Raw genomic sequence first — 22,641 nt, 5'->3', positions numbered from 1 at the left:
CCTCCGGCGTCCACACCGCGCTCCTCGCACCACACGCCCCTCGGGTCAGTCGGAGCGCTTCTCCTCGTGCGCCTTCTCCATGGTGGCCAGGGCCCGACGGCGGCGCGCCTCGCGCAGCGAGACGCCCACGATGCGGGTGGCCGTCGCCGCGGCGACCACGGCCAGCGGGATGACCAGCAGCGAGGCGGGCTGCCGGATGGGGCGGTACCGGGGCCCCTCGCGGTCGAGCATCAGGAACCCCGCGGGCCGGACCCGCACGAAACCCGTGCCCCCGGCGCCGTCCCCGCCTGCGGCGGGGATGCGGCTCGAACCCCCGCCCATCATGGTCAGCGCGGTGACCCGGGCCACCGGCACGACCGTGGCGCCCTCAGCGACGACCGGGTCGCCGAACACCGACGACGACCGGGCCGAGGCCCCGGTGTTCTCGATGAGCCTGGCCAGGGCGGACAGAGCGGGGCTGGTACGGCGGCTGCGACGGCCGAGCGCGGTGTCCGACATGGCGGCGGATCCCTTCGGGGTGAGGTGCTTACACCACCATTGTGTGGTGCGGGCGCCGTGCGCGGGTCGGTTCTGACCTGTTCCGGACACCATGGCGAGACTGGCCGGAACCGGACACTGAGTGACGGAATGTGCGTGCAGGGCGATATGGTGTCCGCCGTCCGAACCCCCGCGGAAGGAACCCTCCGTGTCCCCTGCACTCCATCCGGCGAGAAGCGCGACCGTCCTGGGCCTGGCCCTCCTGCTGACGGCCTGCGGCGGCGGGGAGCCCGAGCAGACCGCGGAGGCTCCGGACGCCGGGGCGGCCGACGCTGGGCAGGAGAACCCCGAGGAGACGGCCGAACTGGTCGACCCGATGGAGCTCGCCCCCGACGACCTGTGCCAGGTGCTCTCGGAGGAGACGCTCACGGAACTGCTCGGCCCGGCCGAGGACCGGGCGGGTGACCAGGAGGGCACCGGCGGCGTTCCCGAACCCGGGGACGTGGAGAGACTCGGCGGCATCTCCCTGTCGTGCATCACCGTGTCCGTGAGCCTCGACCCGCCGCGCAGTCACAGCCTCACCTACCGGCTGGAGATCAAGGAGGGGCCCTACGAGGACGAGGCGGTGGCGCCCGCCGAGGAGGACGCCGACCCCTCGGTCGGCCTCGGCGACTACGCGGTCGTGGAGGCCGCTTCGGAGGGAACCGACGTCACCCTCGATGTGGTCGACGGCCAGATGGGGGTGAGCGTCGACTACACGGCGGCGGAGGTCGTCGACTACGAGCACGTCTCCTACCTCGAGGAGGACGAGATGGTCGCGCGTGCCGCCCGGGTGGCGGAGGAGGTCCTCGCCGCCACCGGTGCGTAGCGGTCCCGCACCTTCAGAACAACGGCTGTCCCAGGGGCTCCAGGGTCTCCGCGTCCACCATGACGACGTTCCCCTCCGGGGTGACCGCCGCCAGCACCCCGCCCCCGGGATGGACGGAGACGTCGTGCAGGGGCACGGCGTCCTCGTTCCCGGCGGCGAGGTCCTCGCCGGTCTCCACGTCCCACACGTGGCTGTCGTACCGGCCCCCGCCCCCGAAGGCGTCTCCCGTGGGGCTGAACCAGCTCGCGTAGACCCGGGAACGGTCGGGGGAGAGCGCGAGGTCCAGGAAGCGCGGCTTCTCCGCGTCGGCGAACCCCGGGAGCCGGAAGGACGCCACCTCGGCGCGCTCGACGTAGTCCCACCACACGACCCGTTCGCCGTCGAAGTAGAGCAGCTCGTCGCTGTCGGGCACGACCGTGAACCCGTCATGGGCGACCCCGCGCACGTTGTACAGCTTCTCTCCGGTCTCCACGTCCCAGACGGTGATCCTCCCACCGTTGTTGGTGAGCACGCGCCCGGAATCCGCGAACACCGTCTCGTGGGCGTACTCCGGGGCCAGGGTGTGGGTCCGCTCACCGGTCCCCGTGTCCACCACGCCCACGCTGTCCGCGCCCGTGATCGCCACATGCTCCAGGGTCACGCCCAGCAGCGACCCGTCGGGGCTGAACGACACGTCCTCGGCGTCGCGCGGCCGGGCGGTCCAGTTGCCGTCCACCGGTCCCCTCTGCGGTCCCAGGTGTGCGGTGGTGGTCCCCGACGGCAGGTCGAAGGTGGTCGCCACGCCCACCGGGTGCTCCTGGTCCTCGTACGCCGTGGGCAGGACCGCGGCGACCACGCACCCCACGGGGGCGAACACCGGACCCGCCTCGGTGACCACCGACTCCGAGAGGCGGGCGACCTCCTCACGCTGGCGCCAGTCCCACACCATGAGCCCCGCGCCGGACGCGGTGACCGCCAACAGGTCGCCGTCGGGGCTGAAGGCCGTCTCCCGCGCGATCACCTCCTCCCCGCCGACCCCGCCCCCGGGAGCCGGGTACCCGACACCGTCCCCACACGCGGCGTCGGTGATCACGCCGTTCGCCTCCTCGGCGCCCCCGGCCTCCCCACCGGACGGCTCGCGGTGCTCCCACACGGCGATCCCGGCGACCACGGCCAGGGCCAGACCCGCGGCGGACAGCGCCAGGACGCGCCCCCGCCGCCCCCGCCGTCCCCGAGGCGTGTCCGTCGCCCCCGTGGAGGGCCCCTCGGCGTCATCCGCGTCCCCGCCGGAGGCCTCCCCGCCGGAGGCCGCCCCCTCCTCCAGGGCCTCCCGCTGGCGCTCCGCCACCTCCCGGACGGACGCGAGCACCTCCGGCGGCCACGGCACCGGATCGGAGGGTCCGCCGAGCATGCGCACCAGGTCGGCGGAACTGGGGCGCAGTCCCGCTCCCCGCCGCAGACACGCGTCGACCAGCCCGCGCAGCTGGAGCGGGACCCTCGGAAGCCCGGGCGGACCCTCCACCCCGCTCGCCGCGAACGACACCGTGGCCGCCCACGCGAACACGTCCGTGGCCGCGGAGACCCCGCCCTCGGGCGCGGCGAACGACGGGTGCGGCGCCCTCCGGTCGAGGTCGGCCACCGCCCACTCCAGGCCGGGGTCGGCGAGCAGCGCCGACTCCGCGGACAGCACCACACCCTGCGGCCACGGCGACCCGTGCGTGCGCCCCGCCGCGTGCAGGTCGGCGAGCCCCAGCGCCAGGGCCAGCGCGAAGTCGTGCAGGGCGCCTGCTGGCAGCGGCCCGTGCTCGCGAACCAGATCGGCNCCGAGCGGCCGGTCCACCGCCACCCACGGGACCGCGCCGTCGGTGTCGGCGGCGCGCACCCGGCACACGTACCGGCTCTCCGCCCCGTACGCGTCCTCCACCAGCCGGGCGAACGCCGGTCGGAAGCGCGGATCGACGGCGTACTCCGAGCGCACGACCCTCACCGCGACGGGAGCCTCCCCGGGCGCCGATCCCAGGTACACGCGTGCGTGGGTGTCCTCCCCCAGACGGGCGTGGAGGTGGAAGGGGCCGACGGAGGGTGGGTCGTGGGGATGGAGAGGGAACACGGGCGTCAGCCGATGGTGTCGACGAGGCTCAGGTCCTCGGGGTCCAGGATCCGCAGGGACGTGTGGCCCAGGGAGAGTCCCGTGACCGCCTCGCCACCGGGGTGTACGGCGAGCAGGCTGGCGTACTCCGCGTCCGCCTCCCGGGTCAGCTCCCGGCCGCTGGAGAACTCCCACACCTTCGTCCCGTAACGCTCCCGGTTCTCCTCCGTGATGTAGAGCTCCCCCGCGGTGTAGGTGGCGTACAGCCGGTCGGCGGCCGAGTTCAGGGCGAACTCGCTCAGCCCGTTCTCAGGGACGACGGCGGGTTCGAAGACGCGGGGATCCCCGCCTTCGAGGAAGTTCGCGTGGACGACACCGGTCGCGGTCATGTAGAGGATGTCGCCGTCGTCGTTGGGCAGTTCCAGGTTGTCACCGAAGCCCGACCTGGCGTCCTCCGCCGTCATGAGCGCCTCACCGCCGTCCGCGTCCCACACGGTCACGTCGCCCAGGGAGTTCACGGTGGCCACGTACCCTCCCCCGGGGGAGACCGCGACGCCGTCGGCGAAGCCGCCCCCCTCGTAGGCGCCGGTGACCTCGTCGGTCTCCAGGTCGACACGGAGCAGGTCGGCGTCGACCCCGGTGGCGGTGTCGGTCAGCAGCAGGGATCCGCCGTCCCCCGAGAAGGCCATCGTGCCGACGCTCGTGCCCTCCTGGTACACCGTGTGCTCACCCGTCGCGATGGTGTACACGTGTGCGCCGTCCTCGGCGGCGTAACCGATCCGGCACCCGTCCGGGCTGAGGACGGGCATGCCGCTCAACGGTGCGATCTCCGCACCGATCCGGGCGAGTTCGACGCCCTCCCGCCAGTCCCACAGGACCAGCCCCTCGGTGCCGCCCGCCGCGACGACCCGCCCGTCCGCGGAGAACGCGGTACCGACCATCGAGTCCGACGGCAGGACCGGAGGGTTCTGGGCCGCCCGCGCGTACTCGGGCGCGATGTCCTCGGTGATGTCGCACCCCGCCCGATCGGCCGTTTCCTCAGGCTGCGGCTGGTCGCCGGAGCCGTCGCCCAGGGTGGCCGCCGCCCACGTGCCCACACCCGCGGTGAGCACCAGCGCGGTCACCGCCGCCCCGGCCACCAGCAGGCGCCGCCTCCGTCGCCGGAGGCCTCCCTCCGGACCGCCGTCCCTCCCGGTCCTTCCGGCCCGTTCCGCTCCGACGGCCGCCTCGTACTCCCGGCCGATCCCGTCCAGGACCTCGGCGGCGTGCGGCGGCAGCCAGGCCTCGGCGGACGACGCGGGCGGTGCCGCTCCGCCCAGGGCCTCCAGCACCCCCGCGGCGCTGGGCCGCCGCTCCGGATCCTTGTCCAGGCACGCCTCGACGACGCCGCGCAGTGGTTCGGGCACTCCCGTGAGCACCGGGTCGTGGTTGGCGATGCGGTACATGACCGCGGAGGGGTGGCCCTCACCGAACGGCCCGGTACCGGTCAGCGCGTACACGATCACCCCGCCGAGCGCGAACACGTCCGAGGGCGGCCCGTCCGGTTCCCGCCGGACGCTCTCGGGGGCCATGTAGCCGGGCGTGCCGATGGTCCGGCCGTCCGCGTCCGACTCCTCCAGCACGCGGGCGACCCCGTAGTCGATCACCTGCGGTCCCTCCGCGGCGACCATCACGTTGCCGGGCTTGAGGTCGAGGTGGACCAGCCCGCTCGCGTGCACGCGTTCCAGCGCCATGGCGATGCCCCTGGCGGCGAACCGCACCGTGTCCTCGGGCAGTGGTCCGGTGGCCTGCACGAGATCGTGCAGGGAGGGGCCCGTCACGTACTCCGTGGCCATCCAGGGCGTCTGCCCCGAGGGGTCGGCGGCCAGGACCCGCGGCGTGTGGGGGCCGTGCACCCGGCGGACGAGGTCGAGTTCGCGGGCGAAGCGACCACGGAAGTCGGGGTCGTAGGCGTACTCGGCGCGTACCACCTTGACGGCGGCGGCGCCGCCCTCCCCGTCCAGCCCGAGATAGACGCGGCCCATGCCCCCGGCACCCAGCAGGGCGACGATCCGGTACGGGCCGACCTCGCGCGGGTCCCGGGGAGAGAGCTCTCGCATGGGGATCCTCCGGTCAGCTCAGCTCGTTGACGACGGTGCGGTCGGAGTCGAGGATGAGCACGCTCTCGCCGCCGTCGGCGACCGTGGCCAGGTACTCGTCCTCGGGGTGTACGCCCATGGGGGCGTACACCATCACGTCGGCGTCGTGGACGAGCTCCCCGCTCCGGGCGTCCCACACACTGCCCCGGTCGCCGTCCCAGCCGTACGCTCCCGCGTACACCCTGTCGCCGTCGGCGGAGTAGCCGAGTCCGCTGATGGTCTCCTGTTCCCGGGAGGGCTCGGCGAGGGGCACGACGACCTCGCCGGTGGTGAGGTCGACGATGTCGAACCTGCGCTCCCCGCTCCGGAGCACCATGGTGCGGCTGTCGGGGGACAGCGCGACGCCGTAGGAGTCCCCTCCCCCGAACAGGTGGAGCCGCTCGCCGGTCCGGGGATCCCACACGGCGACGCCGACGTACTCCTCGTACCCGGGCTCCATGACGACACCGACCAGCAGGGAGTCGTCGGGGGTGTAACTCAGGTACGTGAGGACGCCGTCGACGGGGAACTCCACCTCGGGGGTGCCGGAGGCCACGTCCCAGACCTGGATCACACGGTCCTCCAGCGGATCGGCGTTCTCCGCGGCGAGCACGGCGACCCGGGAGCCGTCGGAGGTCGGGGCGGGCACGTCGTAGAAACCGCGTCCCCGGTTGTCCGCGCCGAAGGTGTTGACCTCGTCGTCGCTGGTGCCGTCCCAGACGCGGACCACGTCGTCGTAGGCGGCGACCACGTGGTCGCCCGCACCGATCTGGGCGGCTCTGGGGAGGGGTTCGAACACGTCGACGGGTTCGCCCGTCCGCCAGTCCCACGCGGACAGGGTCGTCATGCCGAACACGTACAGGGTCTCGCCGTCGGCGGAGAAGTCGACCTCGTAGACGAACGCCCCCAGCTCGACCTCCGGGGAGCCCGCCTCCGAGGGGGTGGCGGACGGTTCCCCGGAGGGCTCCCGCGTCGCACCGGCATCGGGCGCGATCGCGATTCCGGGGCCGCCGGAGAAGGCACCGGTGAGGGCGAGTGTGGTGCCGCCCCCGATGACCAGCGCGGACACCGCGGCGGTGGAGACGAGGGCGGCGCGGCGGCGCCACCACGGGCGGTCGGTCCGCTCCGGAGAGCCGGTCCTCTCCCGGACGCCTTCCGGGGGATCGTCCGGCGGACCGTGCGGGGGTTCCCCGGCGGCGTCCGGACGCGGACTCCGACCCGCCATCGGCACGGTGGTGCGCTCGGCCTCCTCCGCCCGGCGGGTCTCGCCCTCCCGCTCGTCGATCTGCTGGGTGACCGGGGAGGGCAGCCAGCCGTGCTCGGCCGGGGGACGCGGCAGCGCGCACAGCCTCCGCTCGACCTCCTCGGCGTCGGGGCGCCACGCGGGGTCCTTGGCGAAGCAGCGGGCGAGCAGGTCGCGTAGGGGCCCCTCCGGGACCGCGTCCAGGCGCGGGTGTCCGGACATGACCCGGCGCAGCGCCTCGGCGGCGCTTCCGGGACCGAACGGGGGCTCGCCGCTGGCCGCGAAGACCACCACTCCGGCGAGGGAGAACAGGTCGCCGCGCTGGGTGACGCCCTCCCCCACGATCTGCTCGGGCGAGGTGTAGGCCGGTGTGCCGAAGGTCTGCCCCGTGCGGGTGAGGACGGTTCCCTCCACGGCGCGGGCGATGCCGAAGTCGATGACCTGCGGACCCCGTGGGGACAGCAGCACGTTGCCCGGTTTGAGGTCGCGGTGCATGATCCCCGCGGCGTGGATGGTGCCCAGGGCCCGCGCCAGTCCCAGGGCGAGGACGAGCAGTGACGGTTCGGGGAACGGGCCGCCCGCGTTCACGGCCTCCTTGAGGGTGGGGCCGGGCACGTACTCGGTGGCCATCCACGGCGTGTCCGCGTCGGGGTCGGCGTCCACGACGGCGGGGGTGAAGGGGCCGCTGACCCGCTGGGCGGCGCGGATCTCCCTGGAGAACCGCGCCCGGAACTGGGCGTCGTGGGCGAGGTCCTCCTTCACCACCTTGAGGGCGCAGAGGTGGCCGTTGGACGTGCGGGTCAGGTACACACGGCCCATGCCGCCCTCTCCCAGGCGGGCCAGGAGCCGGTGGGGGCCGATGCGCTGAGGGTCGTCGTGGGCGAGGGGCTGCACGGGGGTACGTGTTCCTCACTGCGTCGAGGCACGGATCCGGTGCCTGTTCCAGCTGGGCCGGGGCGGGGGAGGGGACGTGCCCTCCAACATAGCGGCTCGGCCGGAACGGCGTCGGAGGGGCGTGCTCCGCGGGACTCCCGCCCCGGGTCAGGGCGCGATCACGTCGAGCAGGGACAGTTCCGTGTCGTAGACGGCGATGTCTCCGCTCTCCTTGCGCAGGCCCGCCACCCGCGAACCGTCCCAGGACAGGGCCATGGGGAACACGTGCGGCAGGTCCGGGCCCAGCGCCACCTCGGTCGCGGAGGCGTAGGTCCACGCCACCATGTCGTCCCTGCCGGTGGCGGGGTCGAGCCGGGCGGCGAACACGCGGCCGCTCGCGGCGCTGTAGGCGACGTCCACCAGGATGCCCCCGTCATCGTCGGGCGTGAACTCGCGGATGACCGCACCGGTCTCCCGGTCGACGAGGACCACCGAGCCGGAGCGGATCACCAGCAGGCGTGAGCCGTCCGGGAGGATGTCGAACGCGGACGCGCCGACCTCGGAGCGGTCGCGGATCAGGCCCGCCAACGAGCGGTCGAGGACGTTCCACACGGCGATGCCTCCGTCGTCCTCGCCGCCCGCCACCACGGTGCCGTCGAGCGAGTACCGGATCGAGCCCAGCACACCCGACCCGGGCAGTCGGGCCTCCAGTTTCCAGCTCCCGGTGTCGTGCAGGTGCAGGAACTGTCCGTCGGGGTCGCCGTCCACGCCCAGCGCGAGCGAGGAACCGTCGGGGCTGAAGGCGACCGCCCGCACGGTGTCCTTCGCGCCGACGGTCCGCTTCCTGCCGGTCTCCAGGTCCATGACGACGGCGCCGTCCTGGGTGCCGTAGGCGGCCAGGCACCCGTCGGGGCTGAAGGTGACGGGGGTCGGCGGCACGGCGGAGGAGTCGTGGTCGATCCGGGCGAGGGCGCGTGACTCACGCCAGTCCCACAGGGTCACGGCGTCGAGCTGGGAGACGGCCAGGAGGGAGTTGTCGGGTGAGAAGGACAGCGCGATCGGGGCGTCCTCGGCGAAGGTGGTCCGCGGGGCCTCGGTCGGCGCGAGGCTGGCGGAGATCGACCCCCCGGACGCGGAGCACCCGCCGTCGGCGGTGTCCGCCGTGGGGTCCCAGGACGGGGCGGTGACGACGGAGTACACGCCCGCACCCGCGAGGAGGACCAGCACACCGACCAGCGCGGCCACACGCATGAGCGGGCGGCGGCGGGAGACCCCGGAGGGTTCTTCGGGGGTGAGGGGGCGCATGGGTCCTCTGGGGTGTTACAGGGGTTGCTGAGGACGACCCGCCGGGTTCGGGCCGGTGCGTGTGCGGTTGTCAGCAGCCACCGTAACGCGGGAAGACCGCTGGTGGGGAACGGTTCCGACTGGTTCGGACGGGTTCTGTGCCCGTCTGTCAGTCTTTGTTGCCGTAGATCCGAAAATTGTGCGCGCGGCGTCGGGTGGGAGCGCGCGGGAGCGGGAGAGACCCGGGGCCGGAGGCGAGCCCGCGGGTCGCCGGAGGGGCGGGTGGCGCACTCACGGTTCGGGAGGCGGGACGACGGCGACACCCGCCCCCGCCGGACGGGGCGGGACCGTGGAACACGGCCTCCGGGCACGGCCGTGCCCGGGAGGGGCGTGCTGGAGAGCCGGTGCCGGGACACCGGGCGAAGCCGCGGGAGGGCGTCAGGCGGCGACGGTGTGGGTGAGGACGCTGCCGTGCCCGTAGACCGGTTCCGGGCCCTGCGCGAAGGGGCTGAGGAGTTCGGCCGCGCCGACGGGGTCGTTCGCGGGGTGGGAGACGGGGCCGCCGTGGAACAGGTCGTTCCAGAAGAAGCGCCCGTCGCGGCACCAGACGTTGACGTCGCGTTGGACCGAGACGACGGCCATCTCGGAGCTGCCCGACGAGTAGAACTGACGGGGCGTCACGGAGGCGAGTTCGCCCAGGAGTGCCGCGATCGCGCGCTGGGCGCAGAAGGAGTGGCGAGGCTTGTGCTTGATTCGCCTGGCGAGGGCCGATTTCGCCCGGGAGGCCCGGGGATTGTTCAGGCGCCAGTGACTCAAGGTCGTCTCCAGTGGTCTCGGGTGCCGCGGTGACCGTGTCCGCGCAAGTCGCCGCGGTTCGAGGGGCTCCGCCCGTCGTGACGACCTTGGCGGTTTCCCTCCACAAAGTTGGTGAGGCGTGAACGGTGTCGTTACCTCGTAGTTATTCTTTGCGCTCCGGATGCTAGCAGTAACCAACCCCTGCGAGTCGAGACTTCTGAATGTGGCGCATATCACATTTAACGAAAGGGTCTCGACTCTGCAAAAACAAGAACCCCCAGCTCAGGGCATGTCATGCGAACGTGGGTTCGGTTTTCGGGCGCCCCAAAAGAGGTACCTGAAGGCGTTCCGGATGTCGTCAGTGTCACTCGTTGTGACGACTCTTGGTGCTTTTTCCCTGACGATCCGTGACTTGACGCAGGTTACGCGCCCTTGACTCGCTCCAACCCGGGCTTTGCCGCCTTCGGCTCCTCCCGAGCCGTGGGCGTTCCCTCCGGTTTCGCCCGCCCTTTCACCCCGGTGTAGGAGGCGGTCCCGTACGTCGACGACACTGGAGGGACCGCACGAAACGGAGAGAAGTCGCCCAGTGACACAGACCGATACATCCGGTGACAGGACTACTGCGGGAAAGGGTGCCGATCCCTCCGAGCCCGTGGGCGGCGCCCGCGCCTGGATCGTGTGGGCCGTCGCCGTGGGCGGGTACTTCCTGGCGATGCTGCACCGCAACGGCCTCGGGGTGGCCGCCCTGGAGGCCCAGGCGCGCTTCGACGCCGGCCCCGCGCTGCTCTCCCTGCTGCCGATGCTGCAACTCCTGGTGTACGTGGTCCTCCAGGTCCCCGCCGGACTGCTCGCCGACCGGCTCGGGCCCCGCTACACGCTCGTGATGGGCATGGTGGCGATGGCGGTCGGATCGTGCCTGTTCGCGCTCGCCCCCGGTATCGGGACGGCGGTGGCCGGACGGTTCCTCATCGGGCTCGGCGACGCCCTGGTGTTCCTCAACGTCATCCGGCTGGCCGCCCTGTGGTTCCCGCGTGCGCGCTACGCCCTCGTCAGCGGGCTCACCGGCGTGGTCGGCGGAACGGGGCAGGTGGCCAGTGCCGCGCCGCTGGCGTGGGCCCTGGAGGGGGTCGGCTGGGTGGCCGCGTTCCTGTCCACCACGGCCCTGACCGTGCTGATGGCCCTGCTGGTCCTGGTGGTCGTGCGCGACCGGCCCGCCGGTGCGGCCGGCCGGTCCACGGTCGCCGACCCGATCCCGGTGTGGGCCGCGGTCAAGGAGGCGCTGCGCACGCGCGGCCCGCTGATCGGCATGGCCCACCACGCGGCCGTCATGGCGCCGTTCACGATGATGATGGTGCTGTGGGGCTACCCGTTCCTCGTGAACGGACTGGGACTGGCCGAGGACACGGCGTCCCTCACCCTCACCGCCCTGGCCGCTGGCGGGCTCTGGATGGCCCCGGTCGCGGGCCTCGTGATCGGCAGCAACCCCAACGTGCGCCGCTGGCTGGGCCTCACCCTGGGGACGTCGCTGAGTCTGGGGTGGCTGCTGCTGGTGGCGTGGCCCGGCGGAGCACCCGTGGCGGTGGGCCTGACGGTGCTGGCGGTGAGCGCGGTCGGACAGACCCTGGCGCCGACGGTCTCCTTCGACTTCGCGCGCGACGGCATCCCCGCGAGCCGGACCGGTGTCGCCTCCGGTCTGGTGAACATGAGCGGGTTCACGACCGCCGTGGTGTGCACCGTGGCGGCGGGCGCGGTCCTCCAGGCACTGCCGGAGGGGCCGGAGTCCTTCCAGTTGGCGTTCGTTCCGATGTGCGTGACCACGGCGTGCGCGACCGCGGCGCTGTACTTCTTCATGCTCCGCCGCCCCCGCGCGTAGCGACGCGCTCATCCGCGCGCCGACCTTGGGGAACACGTGGCGTTCGGGCCTCTTGTGCTCACCCGGGACGCGTGGGACCTTCGTCGTATGAGGTGGAGCCGGGAACGGTCCAGGGAGCTGTTCGCGAGGAGCAGCGTCGCCAGGCTGGCCACGGTGGACGGTGAGGGGCAGCCCCACCTGGTACCCGTGGTGTTCGCCGCCTACGGTGACACGATCGCGATCCCCGTGGACCACAAGCCCAAGACCACGTACAGGCTCAGACGGCTGAGCAACATCGAGGGCAACCCCCGGGTGTCGCTGCTCGTGGACGAGTACGACGGCGACTGGGACCACCTGTGGTGGATCCGGGCCGACGGGGAGGCGCTGGTCCAGCACTCGGGTCCGGCCTGGGAACGGGCGCGGGACCGGCTCGTGGAGCGCTACCCCCGGTACCGCGACGAGCCGCCCTCGGAGGCGATCATCCTCGTGGACGTCCACCGCTGGTCGGGATGGTCGGCGGGGGAGGACCCCTTCTGACCGGCGACGTCCGGGGAGGCTCAGCCCGCGCGCCAGGTGGCGTCCTGGAGCGCGCCACCTGGCGCGCGGGCCCATCAGCGAGAGTCCGCCGTCCACGAACAGTGAGGCCCCGGTGACGTAGGAGGCCTCGGGCCTGGCGAGGAAGGCCTTCCGTGTTCACCCGAGCACGCGGGATACGCGGTGATATCATTGGATATCACTGGAGGTGGTTCCATGGCCGACGTGCTGATCCGGGACGTTCCGGACGGTGTCCTGGAAGTGATCGACGCTGACGCGAGGAGACAGGGGCTCTCGCGTAGCGAGTATCTGAGGCGTTCACTGGAGCGGACGGCGCGCGCCTCCGGTGGCACGGTGACCGTGGACGACCTGGCGCGCTTCTCCGAGGCCTTCTCCGATCTCGCCGACCCGGACGTCATGAAACGGGCGTGGGAATGACCTGGCTCGTCGACAAGTCCGCGTTCGTCCGGCTGGCCGCGAGCCCCGACGCGCGGGACTGGGCCACGCGCATCGAGCGCGGGATGGTGCGTGTGTCGACGGTGACCCGCCTGGAGATCGGATTCTCCGCCAGGTCAGGCGGCGAGTTGCGCGACTTTCTCGGACGTCCACCGCTCGCGGTGATGCCCGTCGAGTACGTCACGCCCGCGATGGAGGACCGGGCGGTCGAGGTCCAGGCGATGCTCGCGGACCGAGGACAGCACCGGGCTCCGGGCGTACCGGACCTTCTCATCGCCGCGGTGGCCGAACGCGCCGGACTCACCGTCCTCCACCTGGACAAGGACTTCGAGTTGATCGCGGACATCACGGGGCAGCCGGTGGAGAGGCTGAGAACGGCCCAGACGCGCCTCTGACGGGGCCGGGGGCACGGAGACGGGTTCGGACCGCCCCGGCCACCCTCCGCGGTCGGGGGAGGACCCCTTCTGACCGACGACGTCCGGGGAGGCTCAGCCCGCGCGCCAGGTGGCGTCCTGGAGCGCGCCACCGGCCTGCGGGCCCATCAGCGAGAGTCCGCCGTCCACGAACAGGGAGGCCCCGGTGACGTAGGAGGCCTCGGGCCTGGCGAGGAAGGCCACGGCCTCGGCCACCTCGTAGGCGTGACCGGGTCGGGGCAGCGGGTACCCGGCGCGCGAGTCCAGCGCGGGCTGTTCCTCGTGCTGGCCGGTCATGGGCGTGGCGATCTCACCCGGCGCCACGGCGTTCACGGTGATGCCGTACAGCCCCAACTCCAGGGCGAGGGTGCGGGTGAGCAGCTTCAGCCCTCCCTTGGCGGCGCAGTAGGCGCCCGCGGTCACCCGCGGGTACTCCTCGTGCACGCTGGTGATGTTGACGATGCGACCGCCGCGACCGGCGTCGCGCATGTGCGTGGCCGCGATCCTCGAACAGAGGAAGGGCGCGTCCAGGTCCACGGACAGGATCTCGCGCCAACGCTCGTAGCCGGTCTCCAGCAGGAGCTCCTCGGAGCCGGTACCCGCGTTGTTGACCAGGACGCCCACACCACCGAGCTCCTCCACCAGCTCGGAGACGGCCTCGGAGCCCCGCACGGGATCGGTGAGGTCGTGCTGGCGGACGGCCACCCGGCGCCCGGCGCCGCGGATCTCGGTCTCGGTGCGGCGGATGCCCTCCTCGTCCTCCATGTAGGTGACGCCGACGTCGAACCCCTCCTGGGCGAGGCGGATCGCGGTCGCCCGGCCGATTCCGCTGTCCGCACCCGTCACCAGCGCCACACGGTCGTAGTCGTCGAACTCGCGTGCGCCCTCGACGCGGTCGTCGCGTGCCATGGTCTGCCCCCTTTCGCGCGCCCCCGGTGGCGCGTGTGCTCGGGGAGTCGGCTACCCAGGGCGGTCGCCCGTACACGTGGAACGGGCGTGGCCCGGGGGTCGGACGCGGTCCGGTCCCCCGGGGGGGAGTCAGGCGGTGGTGAGCGGGGCCTGGACCTCCGTGACCCAGCCGTCGAGGTCCTCGGGGGCCTCCAGGGTGACCTCGCGGGTGTAGCCGTCGGCCTGGTGGCCGTTGTCCTCGATCCAGTGGGCCAGGGCCTGGACGGTGGGCAGTACCTGGGCCATGGAACCGCGGTGCACGATGGCGGCGGCCCGTTCCACCGCCGGGAGGTCCACCACGTCCAGGCCCCGGACGTGCTGGAGGTCGGCGCTCACCGGCATCGAGGCGTGTACGAGGATGCCGCCCTCCGGGGCGTCCTCGTAGCGGGCCAGGCCGGGACCGGTCGGGGTGACACCGGCGGCCTTCAGACGGACACAGAGCTCCTCGAACAGCGGACCGACGACGGGGCCGATGTCCTCGGGAACGAAGGAGGCGGCCACCCCGGTCAGCTCGACGTGGTGCTGTGCGGGCAGGGACTTGGTGACGATCTCGTGGGTGGGCATGGTCCCCTCACTCTCGATGATGCGAAGGCGCGCCTCGACCTGGGCCAGGCTGCTCCGGGCCCTGGTGAGGGCCTCGGCCAGTTCGGCGCGGCGCAGCCGCAGCATTCCGCGCAGTTCGGTGGCGTCCACCCTCTCGTCGAGGATCGTCGCGACCTGGTCCAGGTGGAACCCCAGGTCCTTGAGGGCGATGATCCGGTTGAGCCGGGCCAGTTGGGCCGCCTCGTAGAAGCGGTAGCCGCTGAACGGGTCGGTGCTGGCCGGACGCAGCAGGCCGACGGAGTCGTAGTGCCGGAGCATGCGCACCGACACCCCTCCGAGTTTGGCGAACTCTCCGATGGTCAACATGGTGGGTCCAGTTCAGGGCCTGACACGGTGTGAGGGTCAAGGGCGACCGGTGCGGACGGTGGGGACGCCCAGCCCCCCATTCTCTCCTGCCCGCGGTGACGGCCCCGGCGCACACGAAACGGGCGGGGCGGCCCGGAGGCCGTCCCGCCCGTTCGGCGGAGCCGGACGCGTCCTAGAAGGCGGACTCGGGGACCTCCATGAGGTCCAGGGTCACGCCCTCGGCGACGCGGCGCTCGGCGGCGATGCGCGGCAGGAACTGCTCGGCGAAGAAGCGCGCGGCGGCGATCTTGCCGGTGTAGAAGTCCCTGTCCTCGTCGCTGGCGCCGTCGAGGCTGTTCAGGGCCACCTCGGCCTGGCGCAGCAGCAGCCAGGACAGGACGACGTCACCGAAGGCCATGAGCAGGCGGGTGGAGTTCAGGCCCACCTTGTACAGCTCGCGCTTGTCCTCGGCGGAGCCCATCGCGTGGCCGACCATGAGCTCGACGATCTTCTCGACGTTCTCGGCGCCCTCCAGGAGCAGCGCGCGCTCCTCCTTGAGCTGGCCGTTGCCCGCGTCGCTCTGCGCGAAGGCCTTGATCTCGCCCGCGAGCCTGCCCAGCGCCTGGCCGCCGTTCTTCACGATCTTGCGGAAGAAGAAGTCCTGGGCCTGGATCGCGGTGGTGCCCTCGTAGAGGGTGTCGATCTTGGCGTCGCGGATGTACTGCTCGATCGGGTACTCCTGGAGGAACCCGGAGCCGCCCAGGGTCTGGAGGGACTCGGCGAGCAGCGCGTAGGAGCGCTCGGAGCCCACGCCCTTGACGATCGGCAGCAGGAGGTCGTTCATCGCCTCCAGTTCGGTGACGTCCCGGCCCGCCTGGTGCGCGATCTGGATCGCGTCCTGCTGGGTGGCGGTGTACAGGACCAGGGCGCGCATGGCCTCCACGTAGGACTTCTGCGTCATGAGACTGCGGCGCACGTCCGGGTGGTGGGTGATGGTCACCTTGGGGGAGTTCTTGTCCCCGGCCAGGTCGTTGCCCTGCACGCGCTCCTTGGCGTACTCCAGGGCGTTGAGGTAGCCGGTGGACAGGGTGGCGATCGCCTTCGTCCCGACCATCATGCGCGCGTACTCGATGATGAGGAACATCTGGCGGATGCCGTCGTGCTTGTCGCCCACGAGGTAACCGATGGCGGGGTGCTTGTCGCCGAAGGTCAGCTCGCAGGTGGTGGAGGCCTTGAGGCCCATCTTGTGCTCGACGTTGGTCACGTAGGCGCCGTTGCGCTCACCGAGCGAGCCGTCCTCGTTGACCAGGTACTTGGGGACCAGGAAGAGCGAGAGGCCCTTGGTGCCGGGGCCCGCGCCCTCGGGGCGCGCGAGCACCAGGTGGAAGATGTTCTCGCTCATGTCGTGCTCGGCCGAGGTGATGAAGCGCTTCACGCCCTCGATGTGCCAGGTGCCGTCGCCCTGGTCGGTGGCCTTGGTGCGGCCCGCGCCGACGTCCGACCCGGCGTCGGGCTCGGTCAGCACCATGGTGGCGCCCCAGCCGCGCTCGATGGCCAGGCGGGCGAACTCCTTCTGCTTCTCGTTGCCCTCCGAGAACAGGATGCTCGCGAAGCCCGGACCGGCCGAGTACATGTGGACGGAGGGGTTGGAGCCGAGGATCAGCTCGGCCGCGGACCAGACCAGGGAGCGGGGCGCGCCGAGGCCGCCGAGCTCCTGGGGGAGGTCGAGGTTGTACCAGCCGGCGTCCATGTAGGCCTGGTAGGACTTCTTCAGGCTCTCGGGGATCGCGACGGTGTTCGTCTTCGGGTCGAAGACCGGGGGGTTGCGGTCCGCGTCCTCGAAGGACTCGGCGATGACGCCGGTGGCGAGGCGGTTGACCTCGTCCAGGATCGTGCGGGCGGTCTCCTCGTCGAGCTCGTCGAAGGGGGCCTCGCCCAGTACGTCCTGGCGCTTGAAGACCTCGAAGAGGTTGAACTCGATGTCGCGCAGGTTGCTCTTGTAATGCGTCATGGACAGCTCCGCTGTGTCCCTGGCCGCGGTGTCTGTACACGCGGATCTACCGACTAGTAACAAGTCAATGTTACTACCGAGTAGCCACCTGCGCCAGTAGGGGGCAGGGACTTGTGTCTCAGCGGATACGAAAGTGGGACGAAAGTTCCAGCGGAGGACGAAGGGGTGTGATCCACATCACGGGAGCGCTCCCATGCGCGCGATGGGAGACGGGGAGGCGGTGGTCACCACCTCCCCGCGTTCACCCGCGCCGTCGGGGACGGACCGGACGGCCGGAACGCACCTCAGGGCCGCGACTCCAGGTCCTCCGTCCAGCCCGACTCCAGGTAGGTGACATAGGACGTCAGTACCGGCGGTTCCAACCCGAAGGCCGACAGGCGCTCGCCGATCGGGTTCTCGCCGTTCTGCTGCTCCTCCCGGTACAGCAGCGCGCCCGTGTCCTCGTCGAAGAGCAGGCGGTACCGCAGCGCGGGGTTCGCGCCGTCCGACTCCACCGAGGCCTCGAACAGCAGCCCGCTCCGGCCCTCGCGGTCGTCGGCCCGGCCGACGTACCGGAACTCGGGCCTCTCCGCCAGCGCGCGCAGCACCGCCGCGCGTTCCTCCGGCCCCATCGGCAGCCGGTCGTGGTAGAAGTCCAGGCCCGTCATGAACACCCGCAGGTCCTCGGGGTCGTGCTCCCCGCCGGGGCCTCCGTTCAGGGGGGCCCGGGCGAACGCCTCGGCCGCCTCGTCGGGGTCGGCCGGCAGCGCCTCGGGCCGCATCCCCTCCAGCAGGGAGCCCGCCGGATACGTTCGGTCCTCCGGGCCGCTGTCCAGGATCTCCAGGTGCTCCTCGTGGTCGCCGCGCAGATCCTCCGGGGGCTCGGGGCGGTAGGCCTCCCTGTAGGAGCCGTCCGGTGCGTACCAGGACTCCGTCTCCGCGGGGACGAAACCGGAGCTGTCGGGTCCGTCGCCGCCGCCGTTCACCATCAGCAGGTCCATCCGCGACGTGCGGACGTAGGCGACGTCACCGCCGTCCGCGGCGGCGATCGCGTCCTCGGCCGTCTCGGCCGACTCGGCGAGAGTGAGCAGCGGTTCCGTGGCGTCGGCGGGTTCGACGGACTCCACGCGCAGCGGTGCCGGTTCCTCCGCGTACGCCCGGGGAGGGGCGAGGGGGCCCGTCCCGGCCTCCGTGCCGAGGACGAGGACTCCGCTCAGCGCGGCGGCCGCCGTCACCGCACCGGCCACGGTCGTCCACCGCCGCCGCGGGCTCCGGATCCGCCGGACACGCGCGTCCGCCGGAGCCGCGGCCAGCATCCGTTCCGCGGCCTCCGCGGCCCGTGACACCCGTCCGTCGTCCATCACGGTGCCGGAGCACGGATCGTGCGTTCCGAGCAGTCTCCTCAGCTCGCGGACGTCGTTCATCGCGTTCCCTCCACAGTGGTGCCGGAAGTGGGGACACCGGCCCCGGCAGCGCGTCCGGTACCGGCGGTGCCGGTGTGCGCGTTCTCGGCGCCGTCCCCGGACAGGTGCGCTTCGATGCGCCTGCGTGCCCGGTACAGGCGCACCCGGGCCGCCGCATGGGTGCAGCCGATGACCCGCGCCGCCTCCCGGGAGTTCAGACCCTCCCAGGTCACGAGCATCACGAGTTCCCGTTCGGCCGGGTTGAGGGTCGCGAGGGCACCCAGGGCGCTCTCCCTCAGCACCACCGCGTCGGCGGTGTCCGTTCCGGCCTGGGCCAACCGCTCGTCGTCGAACGCGCCGAACGCCTCGTCACGTGCGCGCGCCTGCCGCGCCTTGGCCATGACGATCCTGCGGGCGCAGCCGTACAACCACGGCAGGGGCCGGTCCGGGAGTTCGTGGAAGCGCCGCCAGGCCACGACCAGCGCCTCGGAGGCGACATCGTCGGCCATCGACGGGCCGACGCGCCGCCAGGCGTAGTCGTACACGGCCCGGTAGTGGCGGGTGAAGAAGCGCCGGAACTCCGTCTCGTCGGGCGGACCGTCGCGATCGCCGGGCACGTGGTCGGTACTCATGGGGCGGCCTCCGTGGTCGTCGTTCTCCCTACATGTCGGCGTGCGCGCCGAGTGTTACGCACGGATCCGCGCGGATCGGCGGAGGGCTGTCAGCGGTGAGGACGTGGGGTCGGAAACCGACGGCGGACATGGGGGAGGGGCGGTGTCCCGTGGGGGAGCACCGCCCTGGTCGGCCCGGTCGCGCTCGCCGTCCCGGGCCCGGGGGATCAGGCCTGGAACTCGGTGATCGTCCGGGCCACCCCGTCCACGACCTCGACTCCGGCGAGGACGACGGTGCCGTCCCTGAGTTCGGACTCGAACTCCCCCAGGCCGCACTCCACGGTTCCGGTCATGTCGTCGGTGGGGACCTCGGGGGCGCAGGTGTAGAGACCGCCGAGGATCCGCGTGTCCTCGGTGACGTGGAACGCCTGGTCGTTGACGATGTACTCGCCCGGAGCCAGGTACACGACCTCACCGGAGAGGGTCCCGGTGAACCCTTCGGAGCCGTCGTCCGCGCTCTGGATCTCGGCGCCCCGCGGCTCGGCGCCGGCCGCCTCCTGGCTGAAACCGGTCACGCCGAGGGTGAGCAGACTGACGGAGAACAGCGCCAGCACGGTGGAGCGGGTATCGCGATTCATCGTGTTCCTTTCCTGGGGGAGCGTTACGTGAATGGAGTCCCGCATTCCGGGGGTCGTGGCCGTTACGCGGAGGCGTGCCCCGCGTAGGTCACGCGAAACGCGGGGCACGGGCCCCGGTGCGGTCCCCGGAGGATGCGCGATCGCATCGGACCGGAGGACTCTTCGGTCGCGTCCTCGAATTCCGAGGATTTGTCCTGACTGAGTGGTTCGTACCGTTCCAGGAGTCGTGCCGTCCCAGGAGGGTGGGGATGGTTTCCTGGCCGGTAGGAGCCCGTTCCCCCGATCGGTGCGGGACGTGGGTTCCGTGGCCGGGGCCGTCACCGCCCGAGTCAGTCATCGGCGGCGGGGGCTGAATTCGCTGCCGGGTAACGCGCTTTCATCCGGTCGCCCTCTGTGGAATGGCTCGCTCCGTCGGCGTGCGGCACCATATTCCCCCGGATTCCTGTTCGTGTCCTGCGGTTCTCCTGTCGGGCGGACACGTGGATCTCCAGGGCGTTTCCCGGCGGGTCCGCGACGCTCGGACGGGGCCGACGGCGTCCCGGCCGTCCACCACCGGACCGGACGCTCCCGGCGCGCTCATATCCTCGAAGGCCGGAAGGTCACCCGAGGTGGAGAGCGACGACGCGATGCTGGAGATGCTGCCCGGACTCGTCCGGATCTACGAGGAGTGGGCGGAGCGCTATCCCGACGTGCAGCCGCTGACCATCCAGTTCGCCGCCGACGGGAAGTCGGAGCGGGGACTCGACGGGGTGCTCGCCTACCCCCTGGACGGCCACTGGCTGCTGGTGTCCTTCGGGCTGACCGAACTGGGGGAGAAGACCAGCGAGGAACCCCGGGTCTCCGGCGCGGGGTTCGAGTTCACCTGCCGCGTCCCGCGCGAGGAGGGCGACGAGACCGTGCCAGCCTGGCCTCTGCGCGTCCTCCACGCACTCGCCGACCACTTCCTCTCGGGCAGCGACCTGGACGTGGGCCACTGGATCATCACCCCGTCCCCGCTCGGCGGCGAGCCCGCCAACGGCGACATGACCTCCCTGGTCATCATCCCCGACGTCGACGTCCGCGTCATGGACACCGACAACGGGATCGTCCTCTTCCACCAGATCGTCGGCCTGACGACGGGGGAGGCCGAGGACGTCCAGCAGGCGGGGACCGCCACACCGCTCGTCGCGGTCCTGCGCGACCGCGACCCGCGGATGCTCACCGACCCGTCGCGCGAACCCGTCCGCCTCTGAACCCGTCGCGGTAGAGAACCCAGGGAGCGCGCGTACGGGATCTCGTCCAACGAGGGTTGGCGCACACGGCGGTCCCGGGAGGCGGAGCGATGAGGACGATGAGCTACTCGGAGTCCCGCGCGGACTACGCGGCCACGCTCGACTCCGTCGTGAACGACCGCGAGGAGGTCGTGATCACCAGAGCCGGGCATGAACCGGTGGTCATGATGGCTTCGTCAGAGTACGAGACCCCCGGAGAGACCGCCTCCCTCCTCCGCGGCCCGGAGAACGCGCGACGCCTCGTCACCGCCATCGAAGAGCTGGAGGCCGACCAGGGGATCGAACGGGACCTGGCCGGATGAAACCGGTCCGGGCGCAGAGCGCCTGGGAGGACTACGTCTGGTGGCGGGGCCGGGACCGCAGGATCCTGAAACGCGTCAGCGCCCTGGTCAAGGACATCGACCGCGACGGCAACGAGGGCGTGGGCACACCCGAACCCCTTCGCCACGGCTTCCACGGCCACCCGTCCCGGCGGATCACCGACGAACACCGGTTGGCCCACCGGATCAGCGGGGACGAGATCCGTACCGCCACCTGCCGCTACCACCACGGAAAGCGACCCGCCGGGCCGCCGCCCGTTCCCGGACGGCGGCCCCGCCCCCGCGCCTACCCCTCGCGGGACCTGTCGATCGCGGTGCCGATCTCGCCCACCCGGTCGGCGAGCAGTCCCATCGCGCCGATGGCCCTGGTCATGGGGTCGTCCTCGGCGCCGCCCAGCGCGCGGCTCCGGCGGAAGGCCTCCTTGACCTCCGCCCAGCGGGTCTTCTGCTCGGGGGTCATCACCCCGCGCAGCTCCGCCAGCTTGAGCAGGTTCGCCTCCGCGCCCGAGGTCAGGGTCTGCGCCTCGCCGAGGTAGTGGTCGTCGATCACGGCCTCCACCTCGTCGTCGTTCATGACCGGCACGATCCTCTCCGCCAGCCGGTTCATGTTCCGGTACGAGCCCTGGAGCTGGAACGGCGGCTCGGTGCGCGCGTCCTCCGACTGCGCCGCCGAGGCGATGTAGGCCTGGTTGTTGGCCAGCACCACCTCCTGCACCCGCAGCAGCTTGCGCAGCACCGACACGATCCGGTCCACCTCGGCGGCCGAGTACGGGTGGTCGAGCTGGTCCACGCCCACCGAGTCGTCGCCCCGGGCCATGCGCACGAACCGGTACACGTCCTCCCGGCTCCGCGTGGACAGCGGGGCCAGGGTCGGGTTCGAGGTGAGCGCGTTCTCCACGTAGCTCAGCGCGAACAGCTCCTCCCTGCCCGACAGCACGTCGCCCAGGTTGTACACGTCGGCCCGGTTGGCCAGCATGTCCGGGATCCGGAACCGCTTGCCCCGCTCCGTGTACGGGTTGCCCGCCATGCACACCGCGAAGCGCCTGCCCCGCAGGTCGTAGGTCCGGGTCCGCCCGTTCCACACCCCCTCCATACGGCGCTGGCCGTCACACAGGGAGATGAACTTCTGGAGCAGCTCGGGGTTCGTGTGCTGGATGTCGTCCAGGTACAGCATCGTGTTGCCGCCCATCTCCAGGGCGAACGAGATCTTCTCGACCTCCTGGCGGGAGGTCGCGTCCGGCGCCTCGTCCGGATCCAGCGAGGTCACCGCGTGCCCCAGCGCGGGCCCGTTGACCTTCACGAACACCAGCCCCAGACGACTGGCCACGTACTCCATGAGCGTGGTCTTGCCGTACCCGGGCGGGGAGATGAGCAGCAGCAGACCGCTCTGGTCGGTGCGTTTGTCGTCACCGGCGGCGCCCAGCTGCTTGGCCAGGTTGTCGCCGATCAACGGTAGGTACGCCTCGTCCAGCAGCCTGTTGCGGACGAACCCGCTCATCACCTTCGGCCTGTACTCCTCCAGCCGGAGCCGCTCGCGCTCGGCCGCGACCAGCGCGTTGCGGCGCCGCTGGAAATCCCGGTAGGCGGGCACC

General features: G+C 71.9%; 18 protein-coding genes and 2 pseudogenes (1 of these 20 running past the window's edge). 8 read left to right on the top strand and 12 right to left on the bottom strand.

The features are described from left to right. Nucleotides 1-45 precede the first annotated feature (45 nt). Nucleotides 46-498, bottom strand: a complete 453-nt coding sequence (locus D455_RS0104475; RefSeq protein WP_017569567.1) for a GerW family sporulation protein — start codon at nt 496-498, stop codon at nt 46-48. 187 nt (nt 499-685) lie between these two features. Here D455_RS0104475 and D455_RS0104470 point away from each other — a divergent pair, with 187 nt between their 5' ends. Further along, entirely contained in the window at nt 686-1,345 is a 660-nt protein-coding gene (locus tag D455_RS0104470) for a hypothetical protein (RefSeq protein ID WP_017569566.1), read from the top strand. A gap of 2,094 nt (nt 1,346-3,439) precedes the next feature. On the opposite strand, the gene D455_RS0104460 is transcribed toward D455_RS0104470, so the two are convergent. The 4 genes from D455_RS0104460 to D455_RS0104445 all read right to left on the bottom strand — a co-directional run bounded on the left by D455_RS0104460 (nt 3,440) and on the right by D455_RS0104445 (nt 9,746). After that, a complete protein-coding gene (locus tag D455_RS0104460; RefSeq protein WP_017569564.1) occupies nt 3,440-5,512 on the bottom strand; it encodes a serine/threonine-protein kinase in 2,073 nt (690 codons plus the stop codon). A 13-nt stretch (nt 5,513-5,525) separates the two neighbouring features. Further along, complete coding sequence (locus tag D455_RS0104455) at nt 5,526-7,667, bottom strand: serine/threonine-protein kinase (protein WP_026122309.1); 2,142 nt, start codon at nt 7,665-7,667, stop codon at nt 5,526-5,528. Nucleotides 7,668-7,814: 147 nt separating this feature from the next. Continuing rightward, nucleotides 7,815-8,951: a WD40 repeat domain-containing protein gene (locus D455_RS0104450; RefSeq protein ID WP_026122308.1), complete on the bottom strand. Its 1,137-nt coding sequence runs from the start codon at nt 8,949-8,951 to the stop codon at nt 7,815-7,817. 417 nt (nt 8,952-9,368) lie between these two features. Then, nucleotides 9,369-9,746, bottom strand: coding sequence for a hypothetical protein (locus D455_RS0104445; protein WP_017569562.1), 378 nt, complete (start codon nt 9,744-9,746; stop codon nt 9,369-9,371). 565 nt (nt 9,747-10,311) lie between these two features. Between D455_RS0104445 and D455_RS0104440 the strand changes: the two genes are divergently transcribed. The 4 genes from D455_RS0104440 to D455_RS0104425 all read left to right on the top strand — a co-directional run bounded on the left by D455_RS0104440 (nt 10,312) and on the right by D455_RS0104425 (nt 12,962). Then, the gene (locus D455_RS0104440; protein ID WP_040684424.1) at nt 10,312-11,598 is read left to right on the top strand and encodes an MFS transporter; all 1,287 of its coding nucleotides are present in this window, start codon (nt 10,312-10,314) and stop codon (nt 11,596-11,598) included. Nucleotides 11,599-11,685: 87 nt separating this feature from the next. Continuing rightward, a complete protein-coding gene (locus tag D455_RS0104435) occupies nt 11,686-12,114 on the top strand; it encodes a TIGR03668 family PPOX class F420-dependent oxidoreductase (RefSeq protein WP_017569560.1) in 429 nt (142 codons plus the stop codon). Between the two features lie 213 nt (nt 12,115-12,327). After that, entirely contained in the window at nt 12,328-12,549 is a 222-nt protein-coding gene (gene vapB / locus D455_RS0104430) for a type II toxin-antitoxin system VapB family antitoxin (protein ID WP_017569559.1), read from the top strand. After that, nucleotides 12,546-12,962: a PIN domain nuclease gene (locus D455_RS0104425; RefSeq protein WP_017569558.1), complete on the top strand. Its 417-nt coding sequence runs from the start codon at nt 12,546-12,548 to the stop codon at nt 12,960-12,962. The genes vapB and D455_RS0104425 overlap by 4 nt, the downstream gene beginning before the upstream one ends. Before the next feature lie 93 nt (nt 12,963-13,055). Here D455_RS0104425 and D455_RS29190 read toward each other — a convergent pair whose 3' ends face one another. From D455_RS29190 to D455_RS0104395, 6 genes are all read right to left on the bottom strand, one after another. Then, nucleotides 13,056-13,889 carry an SDR family oxidoreductase gene (locus D455_RS29190; RefSeq protein WP_017569557.1) on the bottom strand — a complete coding sequence of 278 codons (834 nt, stop codon included), beginning with the start codon at nt 13,887-13,889 and terminating at the stop codon, nt 13,056-13,058. 129 nt (nt 13,890-14,018) lie between these two features. After that, complete coding sequence (locus tag D455_RS0104415) at nt 14,019-14,837, bottom strand: MerR family transcriptional regulator (RefSeq protein ID WP_017569556.1); 819 nt, start codon at nt 14,835-14,837, stop codon at nt 14,019-14,021. Nucleotides 14,838-15,009: 172 nt separating this feature from the next. After that, the gene (locus D455_RS0104410) at nt 15,010-16,827 is read right to left on the bottom strand and encodes an acyl-CoA dehydrogenase (RefSeq protein ID WP_017569555.1); all 1,818 of its coding nucleotides are present in this window, start codon (nt 16,825-16,827) and stop codon (nt 15,010-15,012) included. Between the two features lie 284 nt (nt 16,828-17,111). Then, nucleotides 17,112-18,230, bottom strand: a complete 1,119-nt coding sequence (locus tag D455_RS0104405; RefSeq protein ID WP_017569554.1) for a CU044_5270 family protein — start codon at nt 18,228-18,230, stop codon at nt 17,112-17,114. Next, the gene (locus tag D455_RS34400) at nt 18,227-18,841 is read right to left on the bottom strand and encodes an RNA polymerase sigma factor (protein WP_017569553.1); all 615 of its coding nucleotides are present in this window, start codon (nt 18,839-18,841) and stop codon (nt 18,227-18,229) included. The genes D455_RS0104405 and D455_RS34400 overlap by 4 nt, the downstream gene beginning before the upstream one ends. Before the next feature lie 206 nt (nt 18,842-19,047). Then, nucleotides 19,048-19,458 carry a hypothetical protein gene (locus tag D455_RS0104395; RefSeq protein WP_017569552.1) on the bottom strand — a complete coding sequence of 137 codons (411 nt, stop codon included), beginning with the start codon at nt 19,456-19,458 and terminating at the stop codon, nt 19,048-19,050. Nucleotides 19,459-20,084: 626 nt separating this feature from the next. Between D455_RS0104395 and D455_RS0104390 the strand changes: the two genes are divergently transcribed. The 3 genes and pseudogenes from D455_RS0104390 to D455_RS32500 form a co-directional block, all read left to right on the top strand. Beyond that, nucleotides 20,085-20,690, top strand: a complete 606-nt coding sequence (locus D455_RS0104390; protein ID WP_026122307.1) for a suppressor of fused domain protein — start codon at nt 20,085-20,087, stop codon at nt 20,688-20,690. A gap of 89 nt (nt 20,691-20,779) precedes the next feature. After that, entirely contained in the window at nt 20,780-21,031 is a 252-nt protein-coding gene (locus D455_RS0104385; protein ID WP_026122306.1) for a type II toxin-antitoxin system Phd/YefM family antitoxin, read from the top strand. Beyond that, a pseudogene (locus D455_RS32500) lies at nt 21,028-21,264 on the top strand (Txe/YoeB family addiction module toxin); the annotation flags it as partial. The gene D455_RS0104385 and the pseudogene D455_RS32500, both read left to right, overlap by 4 nt. 71 nt (nt 21,265-21,335) lie before the next feature. Here D455_RS32500 and D455_RS29180 read toward each other — a convergent pair. Further along, nucleotides 21,336-22,641: pseudogene (locus D455_RS29180) on the bottom strand (DNA repair ATPase); it runs 3,723 nt beyond the window's last position.

This window comes from Nocardiopsis halotolerans DSM 44410, assembly GCF_000341065.1.
Lineage (GTDB): Bacteria > Actinomycetota > Actinomycetes > Streptosporangiales > Streptosporangiaceae > Nocardiopsis > Nocardiopsis halotolerans.
This window is presented reverse-complemented; position numbering and strand designations above follow the sequence as displayed.